The 22,125-nt window shown below is 65.6% G+C and carries 19 protein-coding genes, 1 tRNA gene and 1 pseudogene; 14 read left to right on the forward strand and 7 right to left on the reverse strand.

The window, feature by feature from the left end; genetic code table 11:
• The 3 genes from RCP37_RS04170 (at position 1) to RCP37_RS04180 (ending at position 2,627) form a co-directional block, all read left to right on the forward strand.
• A complete protein-coding gene (locus tag RCP37_RS04170; protein ID WP_308485742.1) occupies positions 1-438 on the forward strand; it encodes a type II toxin-antitoxin system Rv0910 family toxin in 438 nt (145 codons plus the stop codon).
• A gap of 173 nt (positions 439-611) precedes the next feature.
• Positions 612-2,198 (forward strand): ABC-F family ATP-binding cassette domain-containing protein, encoded by a 1,587-nt coding sequence (locus tag RCP37_RS04175; RefSeq protein ID WP_308485743.1) that lies wholly within the window; start codon positions 612-614, stop codon positions 2,196-2,198.
• Positions 2,199-2,207: 9 nt separating this feature from the next.
• Positions 2,208-2,627 (forward strand): hypothetical protein, encoded by a 420-nt coding sequence (locus RCP37_RS04180; RefSeq protein ID WP_308485744.1) that lies wholly within the window; start codon positions 2,208-2,210, stop codon positions 2,625-2,627.
• On the opposite strand, the gene RCP37_RS04185 is transcribed toward RCP37_RS04180, so the two are convergent.
• A complete protein-coding gene (locus RCP37_RS04185) occupies positions 2,628-3,377 on the reverse strand; it encodes a 3-oxoacyl-ACP reductase family protein (protein WP_308485745.1) in 750 nt (249 codons plus the stop codon).
• 114 nt (positions 3,378-3,491) lie between these two features.
• Between RCP37_RS04185 and RCP37_RS04190 the strand changes: the two genes are divergently transcribed.
• The 3 genes from RCP37_RS04190 (at position 3,492) to RCP37_RS04200 (ending at position 6,082) form a co-directional block, all read left to right on the forward strand.
• On the forward strand, positions 3,492-4,043 hold the full coding sequence (locus tag RCP37_RS04190; protein WP_308485746.1) for a TetR/AcrR family transcriptional regulator: 552 nt from the start codon (positions 3,492-3,494) through the stop codon (positions 4,041-4,043).
• 141 nt (positions 4,044-4,184) lie between these two features.
• Complete coding sequence (locus RCP37_RS04195; protein WP_373693156.1) at positions 4,185-5,246, forward strand: DNA adenine methylase; 1,062 nt, start codon at positions 4,185-4,187, stop codon at positions 5,244-5,246.
• The gene (locus RCP37_RS04200) at positions 5,243-6,082 is read left to right on the forward strand and encodes a hypothetical protein (RefSeq protein WP_308485747.1); all 840 of its coding nucleotides are present in this window, start codon (positions 5,243-5,245) and stop codon (positions 6,080-6,082) included. Before RCP37_RS04195 ends, RCP37_RS04200 begins: the two co-directional genes overlap by 4 nt.
• 35 nt (positions 6,083-6,117) lie before the next feature.
• Here the strand turns inward: RCP37_RS04200 and RCP37_RS04205 are convergent, their stop codons facing one another.
• Positions 6,118-6,936 (reverse strand): LLM class F420-dependent oxidoreductase, encoded by an 819-nt coding sequence (locus RCP37_RS04205; RefSeq protein WP_308485748.1) that lies wholly within the window; start codon positions 6,934-6,936, stop codon positions 6,118-6,120.
• A gap of 43 nt (positions 6,937-6,979) precedes the next feature.
• The gene (locus RCP37_RS04210; RefSeq protein ID WP_308486932.1) at positions 6,980-7,993 is read right to left on the reverse strand and encodes a DUF1214 domain-containing protein; all 1,014 of its coding nucleotides are present in this window, start codon (positions 7,991-7,993) and stop codon (positions 6,980-6,982) included.
• 285 nt (positions 7,994-8,278) lie between these two features.
• On the opposite strand from RCP37_RS04210, the gene RCP37_RS04215 reads away from it, so the two are divergent.
• Both RCP37_RS04215 and RCP37_RS04220 read left to right on the forward strand, forming a co-directional pair.
• Positions 8,279-10,297 (forward strand): hypothetical protein, encoded by a 2,019-nt coding sequence (locus RCP37_RS04215; RefSeq protein WP_308485749.1) that lies wholly within the window; start codon positions 8,279-8,281, stop codon positions 10,295-10,297.
• Between the two features lie 125 nt (positions 10,298-10,422).
• Entirely contained in the window at positions 10,423-12,177 is a 1,755-nt protein-coding gene (locus RCP37_RS04220; RefSeq protein WP_308485750.1) for an alkaline phosphatase family protein, read from the forward strand.
• 235 nt (positions 12,178-12,412) lie between these two features.
• Here RCP37_RS04220 and RCP37_RS04225 read toward each other — a convergent pair.
• The 3 genes and pseudogenes from RCP37_RS04225 to RCP37_RS04235 all read right to left on the reverse strand — a co-directional run bounded on the left by RCP37_RS04225 (position 12,413) and on the right by RCP37_RS04235 (position 14,419).
• Positions 12,413-13,604, reverse strand: a pseudogene (locus RCP37_RS04225) (IS481 family transposase).
• Positions 13,605-13,717: 113 nt separating this feature from the next.
• Positions 13,718-13,790 (reverse strand) — tRNA-Arg (locus RCP37_RS04230).
• 104 nt (positions 13,791-13,894) lie between these two features.
• Complete coding sequence (locus tag RCP37_RS04235) at positions 13,895-14,419, reverse strand: CGNR zinc finger domain-containing protein (RefSeq protein WP_308485751.1); 525 nt, start codon at positions 14,417-14,419, stop codon at positions 13,895-13,897.
• Between the two features lie 80 nt (positions 14,420-14,499).
• Here RCP37_RS04235 and RCP37_RS04240 point away from each other — a divergent pair, with 80 nt between their 5' ends.
• The 6 genes from RCP37_RS04240 to RCP37_RS04265 are packed head-to-tail and all read left to right on the forward strand — an operon-like array spanning position 14,500 to position 20,760.
• Entirely contained in the window at positions 14,500-15,369 is an 870-nt protein-coding gene (locus RCP37_RS04240) for an alpha/beta fold hydrolase (protein ID WP_308485752.1), read from the forward strand.
• A 55-nt stretch (positions 15,370-15,424) separates the two neighbouring features.
• Complete coding sequence (locus RCP37_RS04245) at positions 15,425-16,471, forward strand: zinc-binding alcohol dehydrogenase family protein (protein ID WP_308485753.1); 1,047 nt, start codon at positions 15,425-15,427, stop codon at positions 16,469-16,471.
• Between the two features lie 27 nt (positions 16,472-16,498).
• A complete protein-coding gene (locus tag RCP37_RS04250) occupies positions 16,499-17,251 on the forward strand; it encodes an SDR family oxidoreductase (RefSeq protein WP_308485754.1) in 753 nt (250 codons plus the stop codon).
• 9 nt (positions 17,252-17,260) lie between these two features.
• Entirely contained in the window at positions 17,261-17,722 is a 462-nt protein-coding gene (locus RCP37_RS04255; RefSeq protein WP_308485755.1) for a hypothetical protein, read from the forward strand.
• Positions 17,719-19,398 carry a GMC oxidoreductase gene (locus RCP37_RS04260; protein ID WP_308485756.1) on the forward strand — a complete coding sequence of 560 codons (1,680 nt, stop codon included), beginning with the start codon at positions 17,719-17,721 and terminating at the stop codon, positions 19,396-19,398. Before RCP37_RS04255 ends, RCP37_RS04260 begins: the two co-directional genes overlap by 4 nt.
• Before the next feature lie 18 nt (positions 19,399-19,416).
• A complete protein-coding gene (locus RCP37_RS04265) occupies positions 19,417-20,760 on the forward strand; it encodes a cryptochrome/photolyase family protein (protein WP_308485757.1) in 1,344 nt (447 codons plus the stop codon).
• On the opposite strand, the gene RCP37_RS04270 is transcribed toward RCP37_RS04265, so the two are convergent.
• Positions 20,750-22,117: a TIGR01777 family oxidoreductase gene (locus RCP37_RS04270; protein ID WP_308485758.1), complete on the reverse strand. Its 1,368-nt coding sequence runs from the start codon at positions 22,115-22,117 to the stop codon at positions 20,750-20,752. The genes RCP37_RS04265 and RCP37_RS04270 overlap by 11 nt on opposite strands.
• Between the last annotated feature and the right edge of the window lie 8 nt (positions 22,118-22,125).

Consider the following 22,125-nt stretch of genomic DNA (forward strand, 5'->3'; position numbering starts at 1 on the left):
ATGGCCAAGCTCTCCGGATCCATCGACGTCCCGCTGCCTCCCGAAGAGGCCTGGGCGCACGCCTCGGATCTGTCCCGCTACAAAGAGTGGCTGACCATTCACCGGGTATGGCGCAGTGCGCTGCCCGAGACCCTCGAAAAGGGCACGCAGCTGGACTCGATCGTCGAGGTCAAGGGCATGCTCAACAAGGTCAGGTGGACGATCGTGAACTACAAGCCGCCCACCGGCATGACCCTCAACGGTGACGGCAAGGGCGGGGTCAAGATCAAGCTGCTTGCCAAGGTCGCGCCGGAAGGCGACGGCTCCAAGGTCAGTTTCGACGTCCACCTGGGCGGTCCGGCACTGTTCGGCCCGATCGGCATGCTGGTGGCTGCCGCACTCAAGGGCGACATCAACGAGTCGCTGCGCAAATTCGTCACGGTTTTCGCGCCGAGTTAATTCGGTTGCACGCCGCGCCATCCCGCAGCTAGGGTGGCGGCCGTACGTTCACAGGAGGTCATGACATGACAGGCATCGTCGGTCTCACGCCGCTGTCCGCGCGCTGATCACCGCCGAGTTGCCGTAGTCCGGTCCCGGTTGTCAGCGCTCCCGCTGACCTTCCCGGAGACCACATGTCCTTCCCTTTTTCTGACTCTCAGGCTGTCGTCACCCTGACCGATGTCGGCTTCACCTGGCCCGACGGCAGTGCCGCGCTGGCCGGCGTCACCGGCTCGTTCGGTAGCGGCCGCACCGGCCTGGTGGGCGCCAACGGCGCCGGTAAATCCACCCTGCTTCGGCTCATCGCCGGCCAACTGCGGCCGACAACCGGGCACATCACCACGGTCGGGCAGGTGGCCTACCTGCCGCAGCTGCTCACCCTCGATGGCGAGGTCTCGATCGCCGAGTTGCTCGGCGTCGCCGATCGACTCGCCGCACTGCGGGCCATCGAGGGTGGCGATGCCGCAGAGACGCATTTCGAGGTGGTCGGTGACGACTGGGATATCGAAGCTCGCGCCGATGCGGCACTGCGCGACATCGGGTTTTCCTCGGGCAACCTCGATCGCCGAGTCGCCGAACTGTCCGGCGGGGAGGTCATGCTGGTGGCGTTGACCGGGCTGCGGCTGGCGGCCGCACCGATCACCCTGCTCGATGAGCCGACCAACAACCTGGACCGGGCCGCGCGCACCGGGCTGGCGCGGCTGGTCGAGGAGTGGCCCGGTGCACTCATCGTGGCCAGTCATGACACCGCGCTGCTGGAGCAGATGGACTGCACCGCCGAGCTTTACGACGGGCGACTCACCACATTCGGCGGCCCCTACAGCACCTGGCGGGCCCACTTGGAGGCCGAGCAGGCCGCCGCCCGGACGGCTGCCCGCACTGCGGAGCAGGTGGTCAAGGTGGAGAAGCGGCAACGCGTGGAAGCCGAGACCAAACTCGCCCGACGCAACCGGGCGGCCCAGGTCGCCCAACAGAACAAGCGCGCCGCGAAGATCGTGATGAACCAGAACGCTGCCAATGCCCAGGTGGCGGCGGGCAAGCTGCGCGGGCATCTTGACGGTCGGGTCCGGGACGCCCAAGCAGATCTGGACGCCGCATCCGCCCGGGTTCGTCGCGAGGAGCACATTCGCGTCGATCTGCCCGATCCGGAGGTGCCCAACAGCCGCCGGCTGGCCGAGCTGCCGGGAGCCGATGGACCGATCATCGTGCAGGGGCCGGAACGCATCGCGTTGGACGGCCCGAACGGGGTGGGCAAGACGACGCTGCTGCAAGCACTGCTGACGGGCGATGCCGGGCGACTGCTGACCGACCGGGTCGGATACCTGCCGCAACGCCTGGATCACCTGGACGACACCATGTCCGCGTTCGACGCGGTATCGGCGGTCTCCGGCAGGCACCCGCAGGCGGTACGGGCCCAACTGGCCCGGTTTCTGCTGACCGCCGACTGTGTGGCCCGGCCGATCGGCACCCTGTCCGGTGGTGAACGCTTCCGCGTCGCGCTGGCCCAGCTACTGCTCGCTGATCCACCGCCGCAGCTGTTGCTGCTCGACGAGCCGACCAACAACCTCGATCTGGACAGCGTCGGTCAGCTTGTCGACGCGCTGGGAGGCTATCGCGGAGCCTTCATCGTGGTGAGTCACGACGACGACTTCCTGGCGCGGCTCGGCCTGAGCCGAACGTTGACGATGCCGCGCAACGGCGTGCTGGTTGATGCGAGCTAGTGTCACAACATGACTCGCTCGCGTCCCGGTTGGCTGATTGCGCTGTGCGCGGCCCTTCTGTCGGCCAGTGCATGGCTGCCGTGGCTGACCACATCGGCCAACGGCGGCGGGCATGCCAGTGCGATCGGCGGCAGCGCCGGTGCCATCGCGCTGCCGCCTCGATTTGGAGTCGGTCAGCTGATCGTGCTGCTCGCCTCCGTTCTGCTGGTGGCCGGTGCGATGGTGGCCCGGGAACTCTTCACCCGGCTGGCCGCGGTCGTCGCAGTGCTGGACTCTGCGGTCATCGCTGCACTGGGCATCTGGTACTACCGGTTGAACGTCGCGGCGCCGATCACCGCCGGCTATGGCCTCTACATCGGCGCCGTCGCCGTAGTGGGTGCGCTGGGCTTTTCGGTGTGGGCGCTGGTGTCGGCGGTGCGTCGCGGCTAGTCAGGCGGTGAAGCCGCCGTCGACGTTCCAGTTCGCCCCGGTGACGTAGCCGGATTCCGGGCCCGCCAGGAAGCTCACCGCGGCGGCAATGTCACCGACCTGCCCGTAGCGTCCCAGTGCCGTTGTCTTCTTCAGGATTTCGGGGAATTCACCGCCGTCGTCCGGGTTCATCTCGGTGTGGATCGGACCGGGCTGCACGTTGTTGACGGTGATGCCGCGCGGGCCGAGATCGCGGGCCAGGCCCTGGGTGAACGACGCTACTGCACCCTTGGTCATGCCGTACACCGACAATCCGGGGACCGGAATCTGCTCGGCGTTGATGCTGCCGATGTTGATGATCCGCGCGCCTTCACCCAGGTGCTTCACCGCGGTGCGCACCGCCCAGTACATTCCGCCGATGTTGACCGCCACCAGACGGTCGAACTGTTCGGCCGGAAACTCATCGATCGGCGCCCAGTATCCGACGCCGGCATTGTTCACCAGCACATCCAGGCCGCCCAGTTCGGCGACGGCCTCCTCGACCGCGGCCGCGACCTGGGTGGGTACCGCGGCGTCGGCTTGGATCGCAATCGCCGTGCCGCCGTCCCCGGCGACTTCGGCGACGAGTTTCTCGGCGTCGGCCGGTGAGGACGAATAGGTGAAGGCCACGCTGGCGCCGTCGGCGGCCAACCGCCGGACGATCTCTCGGCCGATTCCGCGCGATCCTCCGGTGACCAGTGCGCGCCGTCCGGCCAGGGTTGCTGTGCTCATGTCGTTAGCCTCCAGGTAATTACGAACCGAGACGTTACTTAGTACGATCAGGTCAAGCTGATATTGCTACCGGTCCATTCCCGGTGTGATCGACGTCTCATGGAGAAACGCGCAATGGCGGTGGGAAGACCACGGGAGTTCGACCCCGATCAGGTCGTGGACGAGGCGATGAAGCTGTTCTGGGCGCGCGGCTACGACGGTGTTTCGATCTCCGATGTCACGGCTGCGACCAAGGTCAACCGGCGCAGCATCTACGCCGAGTTCGGCTCAAAGGAGAATCTGTACCAGCGGGCCGTCCAGCGTTACCTCGCCGGACAGGGAGGCTATGTCGTTGAAGCGCTGGCCTTGCCGACCGCCCGTGATGTCGCCGAAGCAATGGTGCACGGCGCGGCCGACACGGTCAGTGGCAACCCGCAGGGTTGCCTGACGGTTGACAATGGACCGGGTCTGGCCGAAATTCGCGAGGCCACAGTGCATCAGATCGCTGAACGATTCGACGCCGCGGTGACCGAAGGCGAACTGTCCGGAGTCGACACCCTGGTGCTCGCGCGGTGGATCGCTGCGGTGTGTCAGGGCATCGCAGTTCAGGCGCGCAGCGGAGCGCGCCGCGCCGATCTGCACGCGCTGGCCGACCGGGCATTGGCGGGCTGGCCCGAATCTCGGTGAGGTGGCGACGCCACTTGGCGGCGCGAGTGCCGCCAGTTCACCCTGGCGCGGCGATGACCTCAGCGAATACATCAGTGCTCGCGAGCCGGACACGTGCCGGGCCTGCCCAGGACTGTCACAATGCTGTGCGATGGTGACGTCATGACGCAGTCGAGGTCCGTAACGACGGCCGAGGTTCTTGAACGGGCCCAAAGGTTTCCTCGGCTGCGCTACATGGGCTCGAAATACCAACTGCTGCCGCACCTGGAGCGGTTGTTCGCCGATCTTGGCGGCGAAACGGCGGTCGATGCGTTCTCCGGCTCCGGGGTGGTCTCGTACCTGTTAAAGGCGCAAGGGTTCTCGGTCACGAGCAACGATTTTCTCGCGTTCCCCGGCATGATCACCCGTGCGACTGTTGCCAACTCGTCGGTGCGACTCACTGCCGGCGACATCGACCTGATCTGCGGACCGGCTGCCGATGACCGTGACTTCATCCAGACCAAGTTCGACGGGCTGTACTACACGCCGGAGGATCGTGCGTTCCTCGATTCGGCGTGGTCGCACATCGACCAACTGGCTGGATTCAAACGAGACATCGCGATCTCAGCGCTGGTGCTCTCCGCTGCTCGACGCCAACCTCGCGGAGTGTTCACCTTCACCGACTCCAGCAAGTACGCTGACGGCCGCCGCGATCTCCGCATGACACTGCGGGAGCATTTTCGTCGTGCTGCCGCGGAGTACAACGCCGTCGTGTTCAGTAACGGAAGCAAGAGCCGCACGGTCACCGGCGATATCTTCGACCTGGACGTCGAGACCCCAGACCTGGTGTATCTGGACCCGCCCTACGCGCCGCCGCGTGACGATGCCGACTACATGAAGCGATATCACTTCCTCGAAGGATTAAGCGTCTACTGGCGCGACGTCACGATCATGGAAGAGACAAAGACCAAGAAGATAGCGAAGAGATTCACCCCGTTTGCGTACAAGCGCACCATCGAGGACGCGCTACTGCGGACCTTTGAGCGGTTCGAGGATGCGGGCGCGATCGTGCTGTCCTATTCCTCGAACGCGCTTCCCGATGCCAGCCGGATCGTCGACCTGCTGGGCAAGGTGAAGACTGACGTCCGGAAGATCGCCGTCGACCACAAGTACAGCTTTGGAACGCACTCGGCGGCCACCCGCCGCGATGTGTCCGAGTACCTGTTTGTCGGAACCAATGCATGAGCGACGCCGTTCCGTTCCCTGATTACCTCGGTGCGCTCGGCCGATTGAGCGCGCACATCGATCCGCTCGCCGCTACGACCGAGACCGACGCCATCCGTCGCGCGGTCGTGTCGCTGGCTGCCCTGCCAACGATCGATCGCGCGTCGCTCACGGCCTGGGTGGCCGCCAACCCCCATGACGTACCCGTGCTGGCACTCTTCACCGGCCTTGGCCAGGAGAAGCTCAAAAATGCGCTCAAACATGAATTTGATACCTCCGGCTGGGTGCTGCTCGCCCGCAACCGAGCTTCGGAGCTGATCGACTGGCTCGACGACGCGTACTTTCTGGTAGCGCAGACCGTTGCGCAACTACACGCGCAGTACGGGGCCGCGGATGTACTCATCGCGCGTGCAGGTACCCGGGCCGCGGCGGCCGCCGCCGGGCAGCAGGGGCGCCACGTAGAAGACGAGATCGAAGCCGTCGTCAAGGGACTCGGCCTGCCCTATGAGACGCGCACGCGGTTCGTCGGGCGCAGCGGGCGTACCGCGCCGTGTGACCTGGTCATCCCTAACGGCAGCGCCGCAGAGATCGTGGTCGCCGCGAAGGGCTACGACTCGACGGGGAGCAAGCTCACCGACGCGGTCCGGGAAATCGAGGAGATGGCAGAGGTCCGCTCGCCACGGCAGTTTGTGATCGCAGTGATCGACGGGATCGGCTGGAAGAATCGCGTCTCGGACCTGCGGAAGATCCACCAGCTCTGGGATGATCGGGCGATCGACGGCATGTACACGTTGAGCACCCTCGACAAGTTCCGCAGCGATATCGAGGATGCTGCCCGGTTGCGAAAGTTCCTGTAACCAAAGCACTCTCGTGCGCAGGCAGTGTGCACTGGTCACCGCAGCGCGGCGATGACCTCCGCGAAGGCCTCAGCGTGCTCCTGCTGGACGGTGAAGTAGCTGATCCCATAGCGGCGGCGGCGTTCGCGCAGCGTGTCGGCCATCTCGTCAACCGACCCGGACAGCACCGCCGGTGAGGCCAGCAGTTCCTCATCCGACAGTGTCGGCGCGAATCGGCGGGTCAGCGACAGATTGGGCACCCCGGAGCCGTCGGTCGGCACCGCCGTGATGGCCAGGTTCAGCTCGAGGGCATCGAACCGGTTGCCGGCGGCCGCGCGGACGAAGTCGATCCGCTCGGCCAGCGAATCGTCGGCGCCGTCCACCCGCGACCCGGTCAATCCGATGATGTCCGCGTGGCGAGCTGCCGCCGTCAGTAGCCGGTCACCACTGCCGGCGATCAGGATGGGCACGCGCGGCTGGTGTGTCGCCACATATTTCGTCACGTGCTCGAGGTATTCGACGCGGCGACCGGCGCTGGGGAAGGGCAGCTCGGCGGCCTCGAACTCCGCGCGCACGTAGCCCGCACCCAGACCCACCTCCAGCCGCCCGCCCGAGAGCACGTCGGTGTCGGCGATGTCGCGGGCCAGCAGCGCCGGCTTGTAGAAGCAGGCGTTGAGCACGTAGGTGCCCACCCGGATCGTCGAGGTGGCCGCGGCAGCGGCGACCAGGACCGGAAACGGGGCCGGGGCGCCAAGGTGGTCGGGCACGTGCAGGACATCGAAGCCGAAACCCTCCAGCCGCCGCGCGGTCTCGGCGAGTTCGGTCGCCGACCGGATCGGGTTCAGGCCCACGCCGAAGCGAAACTGCTTGTCCACCAACTACCTCCTCAACCGGCTTTGCCGCGTGCAGGCCCCGCGGTCAGCGTGCCGGCCGCGACGGCGCCGGCGCGGGACTGGGCGGCGGTGCCGGAGACCGGGTCTCGCCGCTCGCCGACTCTTCCGGTTGCGCCGCCGGGAAGACCCACTTGCCCGACAATATTTCCTTGTCCGGTTGGTAGAGCCGGACCATGTAGTTCCATCCAGGCGTGGTGGGCAGGCAATTGGCTGTGTTGTCGTCCGAACAACCCCCGAACTGCACGGTCACCGATCCGTCCGCCGCTTTGTCCGCGGTGATGTTGTTGACCGAGTACGCCTGCTGCGGATTCTCGGTGAAGTAGCCGTTCTTGTTGTAGACGGTGACCGACCAGAATGCTTTCACCGGAACGTCTTTGACGGTCAGGCGGTAGACCGTGTTGCCGTCGTTGCGGGCCGGGGTGATGTTGAGGTACAGCGCCTCCTTCTCGGAGTTGCCGCCCCACGCCGCGGCCGCCCCGATCAAGTGCCGCACCGGGTCCGTGTCGGCCTCGGTGCCGAACATGCCCCGGGTGTCGGGGATGGTCTGGGCCAGCTCCAACAACGCGTCGGTGACCTTCTTCTGGCTGACCGGATCCCAGCGGGGCACGTCGAAGCTGCCGGTGTCGTCTTGTTGCGCGGTGATCGCGTCCTGCAGGCGGTGTGCTGCGGCCAGGTCGGCCGGATCGTTGGGATCGGCCAGGATGCGAATGGCGACGGCCACGTAGCGGGTTCCGGCATGTTGCTGATCCAGGGTGTGCTCGCCGCCGCCGTAGAACATGTCCGTGACGTATTCGTCCTGGTTGATCACCTGCGCTGACATGTACCGCTGGCCGGGATCGGGCAGGGTCAGGGTGACCGGACTGGCCTGCAGGTCGAACACCGCAGCCGAGTACAAGGTGTCGCGGTTGGAGCGCACCACCAGCTGCCTGTCGACCGGGGTTACGTCGCGCATGTGGAAGAAACGGCCGAAGCCGTTCTCGTTGACGATGTTGGTCAATTCCTGGTCGGTGACGGCCCGCACGAAGTTGTCCGGCGACACCAACACCATGCCGTTGGGGGTGCTGCGGGGCGCCAGGTTCGCCACTGGATCGGCGCCGGTCTTGGTCACCGTCAACCCGCATCCGCTCAGGACCAGTGCCGTCGCCACAGCGCCGAACGCAGAAAGCCATCGCATGGACATGCAGCGCAACCTACCGGTCGAAACCGGTTGATGTCGGCAACGGGTTTGACGACACGATCGCCCCAAACTGCGTGACGACTATTGCACCTCTTCCGGTCCGCACGTATGGTCCCAATAAAAATCAGCCGTGATTAAAAAGAGAAAATGGTTAACGAGATCGGGGGAGTAGTGGCCGTGGAAACGACCGGCAACACCGAAGCGCAGCGCCTTTCGCGGGCTTCGTCCTGGCTCCGCTCCTCGGGTCACGCACGGCGATTGGCGACCGCAGCAGTGGCGGTCGGCGGCGTGCTGTCGATGGTCATGGGCACCCCGCTGGGCACCGCCGGTAGCTCCGCACCTGCGGTGACGTTGACCGCGGGATATCAGCAGGCCCTCGATGCCCTGCTCGACGCCATGAAACAGGCACAGGCTTACGACCTGTCACTTCCCTATGCCTCGCCCGGCGACGCGGACACGCTGATGACGATGCTGCGCAACACCAACTACCAGCTGATCACCACCGGATTGTCGCGGGTCACCGAGCTGTTCAACGGAGTGTTCTTCCAATCGCCCGAAGTGGTCGCCGGGAACGTCGCCGACTCCCGCCAGTATTTCGACTACTTCACCCCCGACATCAACTACCACGTCACCGCGGGGCTGGCTCCCGGTGCGACCTACGTGCTGACCGGAACCCTCGGCGGGGCCACCGAGCACATGTCGATCAGCACCATGGCCGTCACCGGTGCCACGGCCCACACCATCGAGGACCTGGAACTCAACCACGGCCTGGTGGTCGACGACAAGGGCAACTTCACCATCTACATCGGGCCGGAAGCACCGGCGGGTGCGGTCAACTTCTTGGACTCCACGGACGCCACCGTCGGCGGCGCCGCGTCCCTGCTGATCCGCGACATGACGGGCGACTGGGCCAAGGGTCCGGCCAATATCAGCCTGCAATGCGTGGCCGACTGCCCGCCGTTCTTCTCCATCCCAGCCGGCGGATTCTTCCCCACCGAGGGGGGCGGAACCGACGTGCCGACCGAGCCGGCCAAGATCGGCTCCGTCGACGACGTGTTGAACATGCTGTTCAGCGCGTTCGCCCAGATCGTCGTGCCGTTCAACCAGCGCAGCATCGAAGGTGGGGCATCGGTGGGTATGGAGGTGCCCGCCAACACGATGATGACGCTGGCACCGGAGACCAGCTACGGAGTCGGTCTGGAGTCCGCGGTCGTCACCGGCGGCAACTGGGATCTGGATCCCGGCGAGGCGCTGATCCTCAAGGTGCCGAACGTCGAGGCGGCCTACAGCGGCATCGAGCTGATGAACGTCTACGGCGGCGCGCTGCCCTATGTCATGGCTCAGACCACCCTCAACCACACCACCACCTTCCACGCCGACGACGGCTACACCTATTACGTCATCAGCGCGACGAATCCGGGGGTGGCCAACTGGCTCGACACCGGTGGACTCGCCACGGGTGAGATCTTCGCGCGTTTCGAGAACGTCGACGATCGTGACGCCGCGATCGGCCTGGGGGTGACGGCGCAGGTGGTGCCGGTCGGCGACATCGCCCAGTACCTGCCCACCGACACCCCGACCGTCAGCCCGGAGGAGTTCGCCGCCGACATGGCCCGGCGGGTGATGTCATATGACTACGCGATGGACGTGTCCCGGATCCACGCCCAGCCCGCCTGGGTGCTGCAGCATCTGGAGCTCAACGCGCTGTCGGCGTTGATGGGCAGCGATAACTTTGAGTCGGTGTTCGGCAGCCAGCCCTCCACCCCGATCGAGCTGCGGTTCACCGACGCGCTGAGCCCGGACTGGGATGCCGTCATGCGCAGCATCATGGACCACCCGATGGAGAGCCTGACGTCGGTGTGGAACGCCCTGCCGGTGCTGACCAGCGACATCACGCTGCCGATCACCCTGGCGCTGGCCCAGACCGCCATGTCGGTGCTGATGCCGCAGATGTTCATCACGGCCATCGACGACGCGCTGTTCAACCCGAACACCAGCATCCTGGCGGGACTGCTCAACGCTCGTGACGACTTCGCGACGGTGATTTTGAGCGGTAACGACGACTGGCCGACCGAACTCAGTGCCCAGGCGGCCCAACAGTGGGCGAACATGTCCGACTTGATCGCCAACACCCCGAGCTTCAGCCTGGCGGATCTGTTCGGCTGATCCGGCGGGGCGTGCGAGTCTGTCGACTTGCTGTGGCTCTGAAATGTATTAGCTGGAGCTTCTTGACGGCCTAGCGGCGCCTGAGGATTGTCAGGACCATGGCTCTTCGGCGGCTGAGGATGGGGATGACGGGCGCGGCCAGCGCGTTTGTGGCGCTGGGGCTGGGGCAGCTGGCGTCTGCGCCCGACGCCCATGCCGACGACTTCGACATGCTCATCGACCAGGTCCTCAATTCGATGACGAGTTTCCTCGAGATGGGCTCGGTCAGCAGCGTGTTGGGGCCGCAGGTGGACACCGAACTCATCAGCTGGCTCGGCAGCCTCGATCCGATTGCCCCACTCAGCGCCGACACGCAATTGATGAGCCAGAACCTGCTGGTCAACCCCGGCTTCGAAACAGCCGATCCTTCCGGGTCGGGCTACAGCGGGGTGACCATCCCGGGCTGGACCGAGACCGGCACCCCGACGGTGATCGCCTACGGCACCCCGATGGGTTATCCGTCGCCGGTGTCGACTCCCATCCCCGCGTGGTCGAGCTTTCCGCAGACCGCGCCGCCGGGCGCCGGTGACAACTTCGCCGGCGGCGGACCGGTGGGCACCTCGAGCATCAGCCAGACCGTCGATGTCGCCGGTGCGGCGGGGACGCCGTACGCGCTGAGCGCGGATCTCGGCGGCCAGGGCTGGGACTCGTCCTCGGCTTCGGTGCAGGTCACCTTCTACGACGCCCACGGCGACGTGGTGGGCACCGGCCCGCTCGCGCCGGTCTCGGTATGGGATCGACTGGGCTTCACCGGGTTTGAGGACCGCTCTATCACCGGGACCGTCCCCGAAGGCGCCGTCTCCGCGCAGGTGACCACGACCTTCACCGACAGGGACTGGGTCCTGGGCAACTACAACGGCGCCTACGCCGACAACGAGTCGTTCACTGTCGGTGATCCCAGCCTTACCGCCGCCCCGCTGGTGGCACCCACGTCCGACGTCGGTCAACTGGACCACGTGTTCGTCATCTACATGGAGAACAAGGGAGCCGCCGACATCGTCGGCAGCCCCAACGCGCCGTACATGAACAGCCTGATCAACACCTACGGCTATGACGACAACTACTACGCGCTGGGCCACCCCAGCGACCCCAACTACTTCCGGATCCTGGGCGGATCGGACTTCGGCATCGACTACAACTCCGCCTTGAACTCCATCGACGCACCGAACCTCATGCAGGAAATGGATCAGGCGGGCATCTCGTGGGCCGGCTACGCGCAGAGCATGCCGAGCGCCGGTGACCTCGTGTCATCCGGTGACTACTCCGCCGACGAACTGCCGTTCGCCCAATTCGGTTACGTCTACGGCAACACCACCCCTGACTATCTGCCGGACCACCTGCTTCCGCTGACGCAGTTGTCCACCGACCTCGCTGACCCGAGCAAGTTCCCCGGATTCACCTGGATCGCCGCCAACGAGGACAACAACGGGGAAGGCCCGGTCGACACGCTCAGCGGTGTTCTCCAGTTCATCGCCACCCAACTCGGAGACCATCAGTACAACGTCGCGGCCGCCGACCAGTTCGTCCAGCAGGAGGTCTCCACCATCGAGAGCTCCAAGACGTGGACCGATCCGAACGAGAAGGACGCGATCATCATCGTCACGGACGAGGACAACAACAACCTCTCACTGGGCTTCGGCAACCAGGGCAATAACGTTCCGATGATCGTCATCCCGAGCGCGGGCGCGGTGACGTACGGGGGGATGCAATCCGGCAACTTCACCACCGACGCCTATTACAACGAGTACAGCCTGATGGCCACCATCGAAGACGCCTTGGGTCTGGCCCCGCTCACGGACAACGACATGTACGCCCAGGCCATGAACGCCTTCTGGAAGTAATGGTCGCCGGTCGCCATACCAAAAAACGGCTTGGTGCCTCAACCCCTCATCTAGGGAGTGTCAAGGATCAACCGAAGCCGCTGTCAAGCATCACCCGAAACACCGTCAAGCAACACCCGACACCGAAACGTCAAGCATCACCCGAAGTCATACAGTCAGGTCGTGCCCCTGTTGAGTGTCGGTTGATGGTTGACGGATCTGTGTCGGTTGATCTTTGACACTCTTGTGTTGTGGTTTAGGTCTGTGCGCTGGTGCGCAAGGCCCGTTTGTTTCGTACCGTGCCGGTGCTGGTGCGGGCGGCGGTTTTGACGAGTTGGTTTCCGATCCAGAACCGCAGCAGCTGGCCGTCGACATGGACATCGCAGCGGGCCCCGGCGTAGTGCCGACCGACGCTGACCTGCTGCCAGGACACGCACACCACCCCGTTGGTGGTCACCGTCCGCGACACCCAGTCATCCCCGGTGCGGTCATTGCCGGGGGCCGTCGCCGTCGCGCTGGGACTGACACCCCGCGCACTGGTGGTGAAGCGTTCGGCCGGGGTGGCCATCTTCAACGACTGATGCGGACGAACAGTGTTGTAGTGCTCCACCCATGCATCCAACGCCCGCTGGGCCGCCTTCAACGTGGGGAAAGGCGCTGCATTGCCCAGGAACTCAGCTCGCAAACTGCGGTGAAACCGCTCGATCTTGCCGGTGGTGGTCGGCGATCGTGGCGCCGTCAGCAGATGCTCGATGCCGCGTTCGCGGCAGATCGCGTCGAAGAGCACCTCCACCGGCGGATGGTTGAACCGCCCAGTGAAGACCTTGCCGTTGTCGGTCAAGATCTGCTCGGGAGCCCCGTAGGTCGCCAACGCATCACGCAGTCCCTCGCAGACCGCACCGGTACGTTCCCGGACCATCAACCGGGCGCAGACACACATCCGTGAGTGATCGTCGATCCCGGTCAGCGCTTTGGCGCTGGTGCCATCGGCCAGCGGGAAGCCACCCACGACATCCATCTGCCACAGCTCCATCGGCGCCCCGCGTTCCCAGCGTTTCCACTTACGCGAACGCCGATCCCGCAACGTCGGATCGATCAACCCGGCCCGCAGCAACGCCCGATACACCGCCGACGCCGACGGCAGCGGAGACACCTCACGTTTGGCCAGTTCGAACACCAGCCGCCGCGGCCCCCAAGTACGGGCGCGAGCGCCGCAACTCCAACACCACCGCCTCCACCGACGCCGGCATCTGATGCGGACACGACACCGGCCGATGCGACCGGTCAGCCAACCCCTCTAACCCCTCGGCCTCATAGCGGGCCAACCACGCATGCAACGTCTGCCGCGACACCCCGACCTTGCTGGCCACCTGGCATACCGACAAACCATCACTGATCACCGCCAACACGGCCTGATACCGCTGCTCGACCACGCTCAACTCCCTCATCTAGGGAGTGTCAAGGATCAACCGAAGCCGCTGTCAAGCATCACCCGAAACACCGTCAAGCAACACCCGACACCGAAACGTCAAGCATCACCCGAAGTCATACAGTCAGGTCGTGCCCCCGGCAGGATTCGAACCTGCGACACCGGCTTTAGGAGAGCCGTGCTCTATCCCCTGAGCTACGGGGGCGGGAACCTACCCATGTAGGCGCTGGAACCCATAGGGACAGCTCATGGTAGTCGGCGAGCTGGCGTTTGTAGGTACTGGGCTCGCGATATTCGCGCCTCCGGAGGTCACTCGCCGGTCGTGGTTTTGCTCCGCTCGTAGTGCCGGCGCGCCTTCATGCGGTTGCCGCAGATGGCCATCGAGCACCACCGTGCCGTGTTGGGCTTGCTGCGATCGATCAGGAACAGCTGGCATTCGGAGTTGGCGCAGGGGCGCAGCCGGCCGGGGCTGGAGATCCGTAAGCCGTCCCACGCGAGTATCACCCGCGCGACGGCTTGCGAGGTCTCGCGCGCGGACAGGGTCCAGGCGATGCCGTCGTCAGAGACGACGGGGGATAGCTCAACGCCGTTGAGGAATGGCTGCACGGCCTGCGGAGCCAGCTCGCCACGCACCACCGCCTGCAACGCGGCCCGGACGTCACGGAGTTCCTGAAGCTGCCCCCTGGTGAGAGCGATGCCGTGCGCATTCAGCCATGCCTGCGCGCTGGCCGGATCGTCGAGTTCATCGTGTGACACGCCATCGACGACCGGAGTGCTGTTGAGCAGGTCCAGGAGCAGGGCCTCATCGGCGGGCCCCGCCACAACAATCTCCATATAACCTCCAAAATCCTATTGACAGGTTACACCACGAGTGTTTGACTACTAACTATCAAAATCTATTTAGGGGGTTAGTGATGGTTACTTCTGTCCGGCACCAGTACGCCACCGTCGACGGGCGACGATTGTTCTACCGGGAGGCGGGAAGCGCCGGCGCGCCCGCGATCGTGCTGCTGCACGGCTTTCCGACCAGCTCCTACATGTTCCGGGACCTCATCACCCGCTTGGCGGACGACTACTACGTGATCGCTCCCGATCACCTTGGCTTCGGCTACTCGGACATGCCGCTGGTCACCGAGTTCGACTACACCTTCGACAATCTCGCCGCACTCACCCAGGGGCTGCTGGATCACCTCGGGCTCCAGCGTTACGCGATCTACGTCCAGGACTACGGGGCGCCGATCGGTTGGCGGCTGGCGCTGAACCGGCCCGAATCCATCAGCGCGATCATCACGCAGAGCGGCAACGGCTACGACGAGGGCTTCGTCGAGACCTTCTGGAAGACCGTCTGGGACTACCAACGTGAGCAGACGGCGGCGACGGAGGCGGCCATCCGCACGGCGCTGGATGTCGAGTCGATCAAATGGCAGTACCTGACCGGCGTGCCGGACGAGTCGCTGGTCAGCCCGGATACCTGGACCCTGGACGCCGCGCTACTGACTCGCCCGGGCAATGACGAGATTCAGCTCAAGTTGTTCCGGGACTACGCCACCAATTCGCCGATGTATCCCGCTCTGCACGACTACCTGCGCACCAGCGGAGTTCCGGTGCTGGCCGTTTGGGGACAAGGGGACCCGATCTTTGGGCCGGCGGGCGCCCGGGCGTTCGACAGGGACGCGCGCAATGCCGAAATCCATCTGCTCGATGGCGGTCACTTCTTACTGGAGACCGCCGCCGACGAAGTCGCCGAACTGATCAAGAACTTCCTGCGTCGCACCGGACAGTGACAGCTGTCCTCGAAAAATCCAACACACCAACAATATTCACTAGGAGATGACACCAATGGACACAACGCAGACATCGGGTGTTCCGACCGCGCCCGCAGTGGTGCGCGAAGTGCCAGGCGGCCCGGCCATGCGGGCCATCATTCTCGACGGATTCGGTGGCCTGGACGCGTTGACCTACACCGACATCCCCAAGCCGCTGCCGAAGCATGGTGAGGTCGTGATCAGGGTCAAGGGATTCGGCATCAATCACGCCGAAATGCACATGCGTCGAGGCGAGTGGGCCGAGGCCGCCGAAGTCAGTGGTATCGAATGCGTCGGCATTGTCGATGCCTGCCCCGGCGGCGAATTCCCGGTCGGCGCCAAAGTCGCTGCGCTGATGGGCGGGCTCGGCCGCACCATCAACGGCAGCTACGCCCAATTCACCCGGGTGCGCGCCGCGAACGTGGCGCTGATCGAGACGGATCTGCCGTGGGATCAGCTGGCCGCGCTGCCGGAAACCTACGCCACCGCATGGACCTGTCTGTTTCGCAACCTCGACCTGACCGCCGGGCAGACCATCGTGATCCGCGGGGCGACATCGTCTTTCGGGCAGGCTGCCGTGAAGCTGGCGGTGGAGGCCGGTGCGCGGGTGATCGCCACCACCCGCAACCGGGAACGGTTCGGCTTGCTGACCTCGCTCGGTGTCGAACGTGCCGAGCTGGAGATTCCCGATCTGAGTGCGCACCTTGCCGAGGCCAAGCGCGTCGACGCCGTCCTCGATCTGGTGGGCAACAGCACGATCCTCGACTCTCTGAACATCCTGCGCCGGGGCGGTACGGCGTGTTTGGCCGGCTGGCTCGGCGGACTGGATCCGATCGCTGACTTCAACCCATTGCTGCAGATGCCCAGCGGTGTCAACCTCAGCTTCTTCGGCAGCTTCGTGTTCGGCACTCCCGGCTTTGCGCTGGCGGATGTTCCGCTGCAGGACATCGCCGACAAGGTCCGTGCGGGGCGCCTGCAAGCCGCGCCCTCGCATGTCTTCGCTTTTGATCAGATCCGTGAAGCGCATCGCGTCATGGAAGCCGGGGAGGCCGGAGGCAAAATGGTGGTATTGGTCGACTGACATCCAGGCAAGTAGAAGGATGCACTCATGAAGATCGCGGTTGCCGGCGGTACCGGCAAGACCGGACGCAAAGTAGTCGAGCATCTCCACAGCCAGGGCCACCACCCAGTGATCCTCGCCCGCGCCCACGGGGTCGACCTGATCCAGAACACCGGAATCGATGCCGCGCTCGACGGCGTCGAGGCCGTCATCGACGTCTCCGACTTCGCGACCATGAACGCCAAGAAGGCACAGGCCTCCTTCGGCGCAGCCACCACCAATCTGCTGGCCGCCGCGCAGCGCAACGGAGTTCGCCACCACGTCACGCTGTCGATCATCGGCATTGACCGAGCAACCAGCGGCTACTACCAAGGCAAACTGCGGCAAGAGGAAGTGGTGAAGGCCGGCGCCGTCCCGTGGACGATTCTGCGGGCAGCCCAGTTTCACGAATTCGCCGACCAAGTCCTGGCGCAGGTGCCCGGGCCGATCGCCCTGGTGCCGAAAATGCAGTCGCAACCGATCGCGGTCAGCGAAGTCGCCGCTCACCTGTGCGGCCTGGTCACCGGCGAACCCCAGCAGATGGCACCCGAACTCGCCGGCCCCCGCGTGGAATCGGTCGTCGACATGGTTCGGCAGCTGATCCGGCGGCGCGGGCAGCACCGGCCGGTCATCGGACTGCGGATTCCCGGTGCGGCTGGGAAGGGCATGGCAAACGGCGCGCTGCTGCCGACCCAGCCCGGGCCCCGCGGCCACCAAACCTATGCCGAGTGGCTGGCCGCGCTCACACAGGACAACAGGTAAGGAAACCGGATGTCACAAACGCGCCCGCCGCGTCGTCAACCGAGCATGAATCCCAACGTGCATCGCGTATGCCTCATCTTGTTGACCATCGTCGGCATCAGCCTCGGAGCGTGGGCATACTTCGCTCCGCTGAACTGGTACAGCACATTCCCCGGCATGGGCATGCACTGGTTGCCGGTGCTCGGCCCGTACAACGAGCATTTCGTGAAAGACGTCGGCTCCTTGTTCTCCGGGCTCGCGGTGCTCAGCGCCCTGGCGCTGTACTACCTGGGCAACCGGCCCGTCGTCGTGATCACGGGGGTCAGCTGGTCGGTCTTCAATGTGCTGCACCTGATCTACCACGTCGGCATGCTGCACATGTACGGCCCGCGTGATGCGGTACTGAACGTCGTCAGCCTCAGCCTGCTGCTGGTGTTGTCGCTGACCCTGCTCATCCCCGCACGCAGCCGCGCCACCGAGGATCACGCATGACATACGACTACGACGTTGTGGTGATCGGTTCGGGATTCGGCGGCAGCGTCGCGGCGCTGCGGCTGACCGAGAAGGGTTATCGCGTCGGTGTGTTGGACATGGGCCGCCGCTGGGCCCCCGCCGATTTCCCGCCCAACAACTGGCACGTACGCAAGGCGATGTGGGCACCGAAACTGGGCTGCTTCGGTCCGCAACGGCTGACCGTGCTGGGTAAGACGTTCATCGCCAGCGCCGTTGGGGTCGGCGGCGGGTCGTTGATCTACGGCAACACCCTCTACGAGCCTTTGGAACGGTTCTTTCATGACCCGCAGTGGGCGCACATCACCGACTGGAAGTCCGAGCTGGCGCCGTATTACGAACAGGCCCGCCGGATGCTCGGGGTGACGCCTACCCCGCACACCACCCCGGCCGATGAGGTGCTGCTGGCCGTGGCCCGCGACCTGGGGGTCGAGCACACCTACCACCCGACCAACGTCGGAGTCTTCTTCGGCGACGAACCCGGCAAAACCGTTGCGGACCCGTTCTTCGGCGGGGCAGGGCCGGACCGCGCCGGCTGCATCGGTTGCGCGCAGTGCTTCACCGGTTGCCCGCACAACGCGAAGAACACCACCGAGACCAATTACCTGTATCTGGCCGAGCGCGCCGGCGCCCAGATCCACCCGATGACGATGGTCACCGATGTGCGCCCCGACGGCGACGGGGGCTATGTGGTCAGCACGGTGCGCACCGGCCGGTGGGTGCGCAAGCGCAAACGGGACTTCACCGCCGGCCAGGTAGTGTTCGCCGCGGCCTCGCTGGGCACCCAGCGGCTGCTGCACCAGCTGCGCGACACCGGATCATTGCCGCATCTCTCGCCGCGCCTGGGCGAGCTGACTCGCACCAATTCCGAAGAGGTGCCGGTGGTGTTCACGCCCGATCGTGACGACTTCGCCCAAGGCGTGGCGATCACCTCGTCGATCCACCCGGAGGCCAACACCCACGTCGAGGTATGCCGCTACGGCAAGGGGTCCAACCTGTTGTCGATGATGGGCACCCATCTGATTGACGGCGGACCGTGGCGATTTGCCCGGCTGATGCTGACCATTGCACGCCACCCGGCGATGATGTTGCACAGCATGTTCCCCCGCAACGCCTCATCGCACTCGATCATCGTGCTGGTGATGCAATCGCTGGACAACTCGCTGACCACCTACCGCAAGCGCGGCCTGTTCGGCACCCGGATGACGGCGAAACAGGGTGTGGGTGAACCCAATCCGGATTGGATCCCGACCGCCCACGATGTGGCTCGCCGAATGGCCGAAAAGGTCGGCGGAATAGCGGGCGGCACCTACCTCGATGCGCTCAACATCCCGTTGACCGCGCACTTCATCGGCGGTTGCCCGATCGGTGAATCCGCGGATACCGGGGTCATCGACCCCTATCAGCGCGCCTACGGACATCCGGGCGTGCACGTGGTCGACGGGTCGGCGATCACCGCCAACCTGGGCGTGAACCCGTCGTTCACCATCACCGCGCAAGCCGAGCGGGCGATGGCGTTGTGGCCCAACAACGGTGAGCCTGATTCCCGCCCGCCGCTGGGCCAGCCGTATCGGCGCATCGCGCCGGTGGCCCCGCGCCATCCGACCGTTCCCGAAGGGGCGCCGGGCGCGTTGCGGTTGCCGCTGTCGCCGGCCTGAGGGCTCGGGCTTCGCAGAATGCCGGTCCTGCTGTGGTATCGCCGCGATCTGCGGGTGGGTGATCTGCCGGCCCTGTCGGCTGCGATCGCCGACGACCCCGAGGTGCTGTGTTGTTTTGTGCTGGACCCGCGGCTGGAGACCTCGTCGGGGCAGCGCCGACTACAGTTCCTCGGTGACTGTCTGAGGCATCTGCGCGACGACCTCGACGGCCGGCTGTTGATCACCCGCGGGCTCCCGCAGCAGCGGATCCCACAGCTCGCCGCCGAGATCTCGGCGACGGCCGTGCACGTCTCGGACGATTTCGCACCGTTCGGGCGCCGTCGTGACCAGCGGGTCCGAGCCGCGCTCAGCCAGATCCCGCTGGTGGCAACCGGATCGCCCTACCTGATCTCGCCGGGCCGGGTCGTGAAAGACGACGGCAGCCCGTATCGGGTCTTCACGCCGTTCTTTCGGCGGTGGCGCGAACACGGCTGGCGCCGTCCGGCGCTGTCACGCTCCGAATCGGCGCACTGGATCGACCCCACGGCGCTGTCCGGCAAGGGTGCGCAACCGGTGGAGATCCCCGACTTCGGCGGACCGGCCGATGTCCCGGCCGGGGAAGCCGCCGCGCGTGAGCATTGGAAAGCGTTTGTGGCCAGCGGGTTAGACCGCTACGACCAAGACCGCGACCTGCTCGGCCGTAACGGGGCTAGTCGGATGTCGGCCTACCTGAAGTTCGGCAACATCCACCCGCGCACCATGGCCGCCGACCTCGACCACAGCCCAGGGGAGGCAGCCTATTTGCGGCAGTTGGCCTTCCGGGATTTCTACGCCGCGGTGCTGCACCACTGGCCACGCAGTGCCTGGGAAAACTGGAACACCGAGTTCGACGCGATCCAGACCGATACCGACGCCGAGGCGCAACGGCGCTTCGAGCGCTGGAAGGCCGGGACAACGGGCTTTCCCCTTGTCGACGCGGGCATGCGTGAACTGCTCGCCACCGGATTCATGCACAACCGAGCGCGAATGATCGTGGCCTCCTTTCTGGTCAAGGACCTGCACCTGCCCTGGCAGTGGGGTGCCCGCTGGTTTCTGGATCAGTTGGTCGACGGCGATCTGGCCAACAATCAGCATGGCTGGCAATGGTGTGCGGGCACCGGAACCGATGCGTCGCCGTACTTTCGGGTGTTCAATCCGACGCTGCAGGGCCGAAAGTTCGATTCCGACGGGTCCTACGTGCGTCGCTGGGTTCCGGAGTTGGCCGATGTCACCGATGCCCACCTAGTGCGGTGCGGGCGCCCCCCGGGTTACCCGGAGCCGATCGTCGACCATGGTCACGAGCGCGCCGAGGCGCTGCGCCGGTATCAACGGATCAGTACGTAGCGCCGCCGGCACGCCCCAACAGATGCCGCAGTAGCGGTTCGAGTTCGCGGGAACGGAAACGATGTTCGGCCCGGCTCAGACGCGCCGGCAGTACTCGCTGGCTCGCGCAGGCCAGTTCGCGCGCGCCTTGGGCGCCGAGCAGCAGGCGTGGCCCCAGTTCCGGCACCGGAAGAATCGTGGGCCGGCGCAGCACGCGTCCCAGTGTCTCGGTGTACTCGCTGTTTCGTACCGGATGCGGAGCGACGGCGTTCACCGGTCCAGAAAGCCCGGTGTCCCACAGGGCTCGGTGATAGATGTCGATCAGGTCGTCGATCCCGATCCAGGGCAGCCATTGTCGGCCGCTGCCCAACCGACCGCCCAGGCCCGCGGCGAACAGCGGCCGCATCAACCGCAGCGTCCCGCCGCGCGGCGACTGCACTATGCCGGTGCGAACGCGCACGACGCGCTTCCCCGACTTCTCCGCCGGCGCCAGCGCATCCTCCCAGTCGGCGACGACGTCGGCCAGGTAACCGTCCCCGCGCTGACTGTCCTCGGTGAGGACATCGTCGCCGCGGTCATAGCCGTAATAGCCGACCGCCGAAGCACAGATCAGGGTGCTAGGCCCGGCAGCCGTGGCGGCAACGAGCTCGGCGAGTCTGCGCGTCGGACCGATTCTGCTGTCGCGGATCACCCGGCGATGCTGTGCGGTGAAGCGTCCCGCGATCGACGCACCGGCCAGATGAATCACCGCATCGATGCCGGCCAGCAGATCGCGATCCGGATCGTCGGGATTCCACTGCCGCTCGTCGGGGTTGCCGGCGGTGCGCCGCACCAGCCGGATCACCCGATGCCCCCCGGTGCTCAAGAAAGCCGTCAGCGCCGAACCCACCAGCCCGGATGCGCCGCTGACCGCCACCGTAAGAGGCTGTAGGCCATGGGCTTTGGCGCGCTGGTGCGCCGCGAGGTCATCGGCAAGCTGGCGATGCCGATAGACGAACATCGGCCGCAGCAACGCCCCGGGCACCGGCGTGTCGACCCGGTCGGTCATCAGCGTCCAGCCGCCGCCGAGATCGTCGAACTCGTGGATGTGTTGCCACTTCATCACCCACCTCGCCGGAAGTGACGCCAGGCCGCCGCTGCCGAGCTCGTCGGCGAATTGCCGGGGCGGGTCATAGCCGCTCGCCTGGTGTTCGGCCACCCAGCGCAGCCCACCCGGCAGAGCCAGTTCGGCGGTGCCGTCGCGCAGCGAGTCGGCTTCGCGTCGCAAGCGCATCGCCTGCCACGGCGGGCTCAGCCGCGTGAAGGCCCCCGGCCTGGCGTGCCAGGCGAAGACCTCGTCACGCGGTGCCTCGAGCTCGCTGGAGAAGACCAGACTCATGTCACGAC

This window comes from Mycolicibacter sp. MU0102 (assembly GCF_963378105.1).
Lineage (GTDB): Bacteria > Actinomycetota > Actinomycetes > Mycobacteriales > Mycobacteriaceae > Mycobacterium > Mycobacterium holstebronense.

What these genes read in the sequence shown, in the direction of transcription:
- RCP37_RS04265 (WP_308485757.1), top strand. Translation starts at nt 19,417, where the DNA reads ATGCCGGTCCTGCTGTGGTATCGCCGCGATCTGCGGGTGGGTGATCTG.
- RCP37_RS04170 (WP_308485742.1), top strand. Translation starts at nt 1, where the DNA reads ATGGCCAAGCTCTCCGGATCCATCGACGTCCCGCTGCCTCCCGAAGAG.
- RCP37_RS04195 (WP_373693156.1), top strand. Translation starts at nt 4,185, where the DNA reads ATGACGCAGTCGAGGTCCGTAACGACGGCCGAGGTTCTTGAACGGGCC.
- RCP37_RS04190 (WP_308485746.1), top strand. Translation starts at nt 3,492, where the DNA reads ATGGCGGTGGGAAGACCACGGGAGTTCGACCCCGATCAGGTCGTGGAC.
- RCP37_RS04270 (WP_308485758.1), bottom strand. Translation starts at nt 22,117, where the DNA reads ATGAGTCTGGTCTTCTCCAGCGAGCTCGAGGCACCGCGTGACGAGGTC.
- RCP37_RS04245 (WP_308485753.1), top strand. Translation starts at nt 15,425, where the DNA reads ATGGACACAACGCAGACATCGGGTGTTCCGACCGCGCCCGCAGTGGTG.
- RCP37_RS04240 (WP_308485752.1), top strand. Translation starts at nt 14,500, where the DNA reads ATGGTTACTTCTGTCCGGCACCAGTACGCCACCGTCGACGGGCGACGA.
- RCP37_RS04235 (WP_308485751.1), bottom strand. Translation starts at nt 14,419, where the DNA reads ATGGAGATTGTTGTGGCGGGGCCCGCCGATGAGGCCCTGCTCCTGGAC.
- RCP37_RS04260 (WP_308485756.1), top strand. Translation starts at nt 17,719, where the DNA reads ATGACATACGACTACGACGTTGTGGTGATCGGTTCGGGATTCGGCGGC.
- RCP37_RS04200 (WP_308485747.1), top strand. Translation starts at nt 5,243, where the DNA reads ATGAGCGACGCCGTTCCGTTCCCTGATTACCTCGGTGCGCTCGGCCGA.
- RCP37_RS04185 (WP_308485745.1), bottom strand. Translation starts at nt 3,377, where the DNA reads ATGAGCACAGCAACCCTGGCCGGACGGCGCGCACTGGTCACCGGAGGA.
- RCP37_RS04180 (WP_308485744.1), top strand. Translation starts at nt 2,208, where the DNA reads ATGACTCGCTCGCGTCCCGGTTGGCTGATTGCGCTGTGCGCGGCCCTT.
- RCP37_RS04250 (WP_308485754.1), top strand. Translation starts at nt 16,499, where the DNA reads ATGAAGATCGCGGTTGCCGGCGGTACCGGCAAGACCGGACGCAAAGTA.
- RCP37_RS04175 (WP_308485743.1), top strand. Translation starts at nt 612, where the DNA reads ATGTCCTTCCCTTTTTCTGACTCTCAGGCTGTCGTCACCCTGACCGAT.
- RCP37_RS04220 (WP_308485750.1), top strand. Translation starts at nt 10,423, where the DNA reads ATGACGGGCGCGGCCAGCGCGTTTGTGGCGCTGGGGCTGGGGCAGCTG.
- RCP37_RS04215 (WP_308485749.1), top strand. Translation starts at nt 8,279, where the DNA reads ATGGTTAACGAGATCGGGGGAGTAGTGGCCGTGGAAACGACCGGCAAC.
- RCP37_RS04255 (WP_308485755.1), top strand. Translation starts at nt 17,261, where the DNA reads ATGTCACAAACGCGCCCGCCGCGTCGTCAACCGAGCATGAATCCCAAC.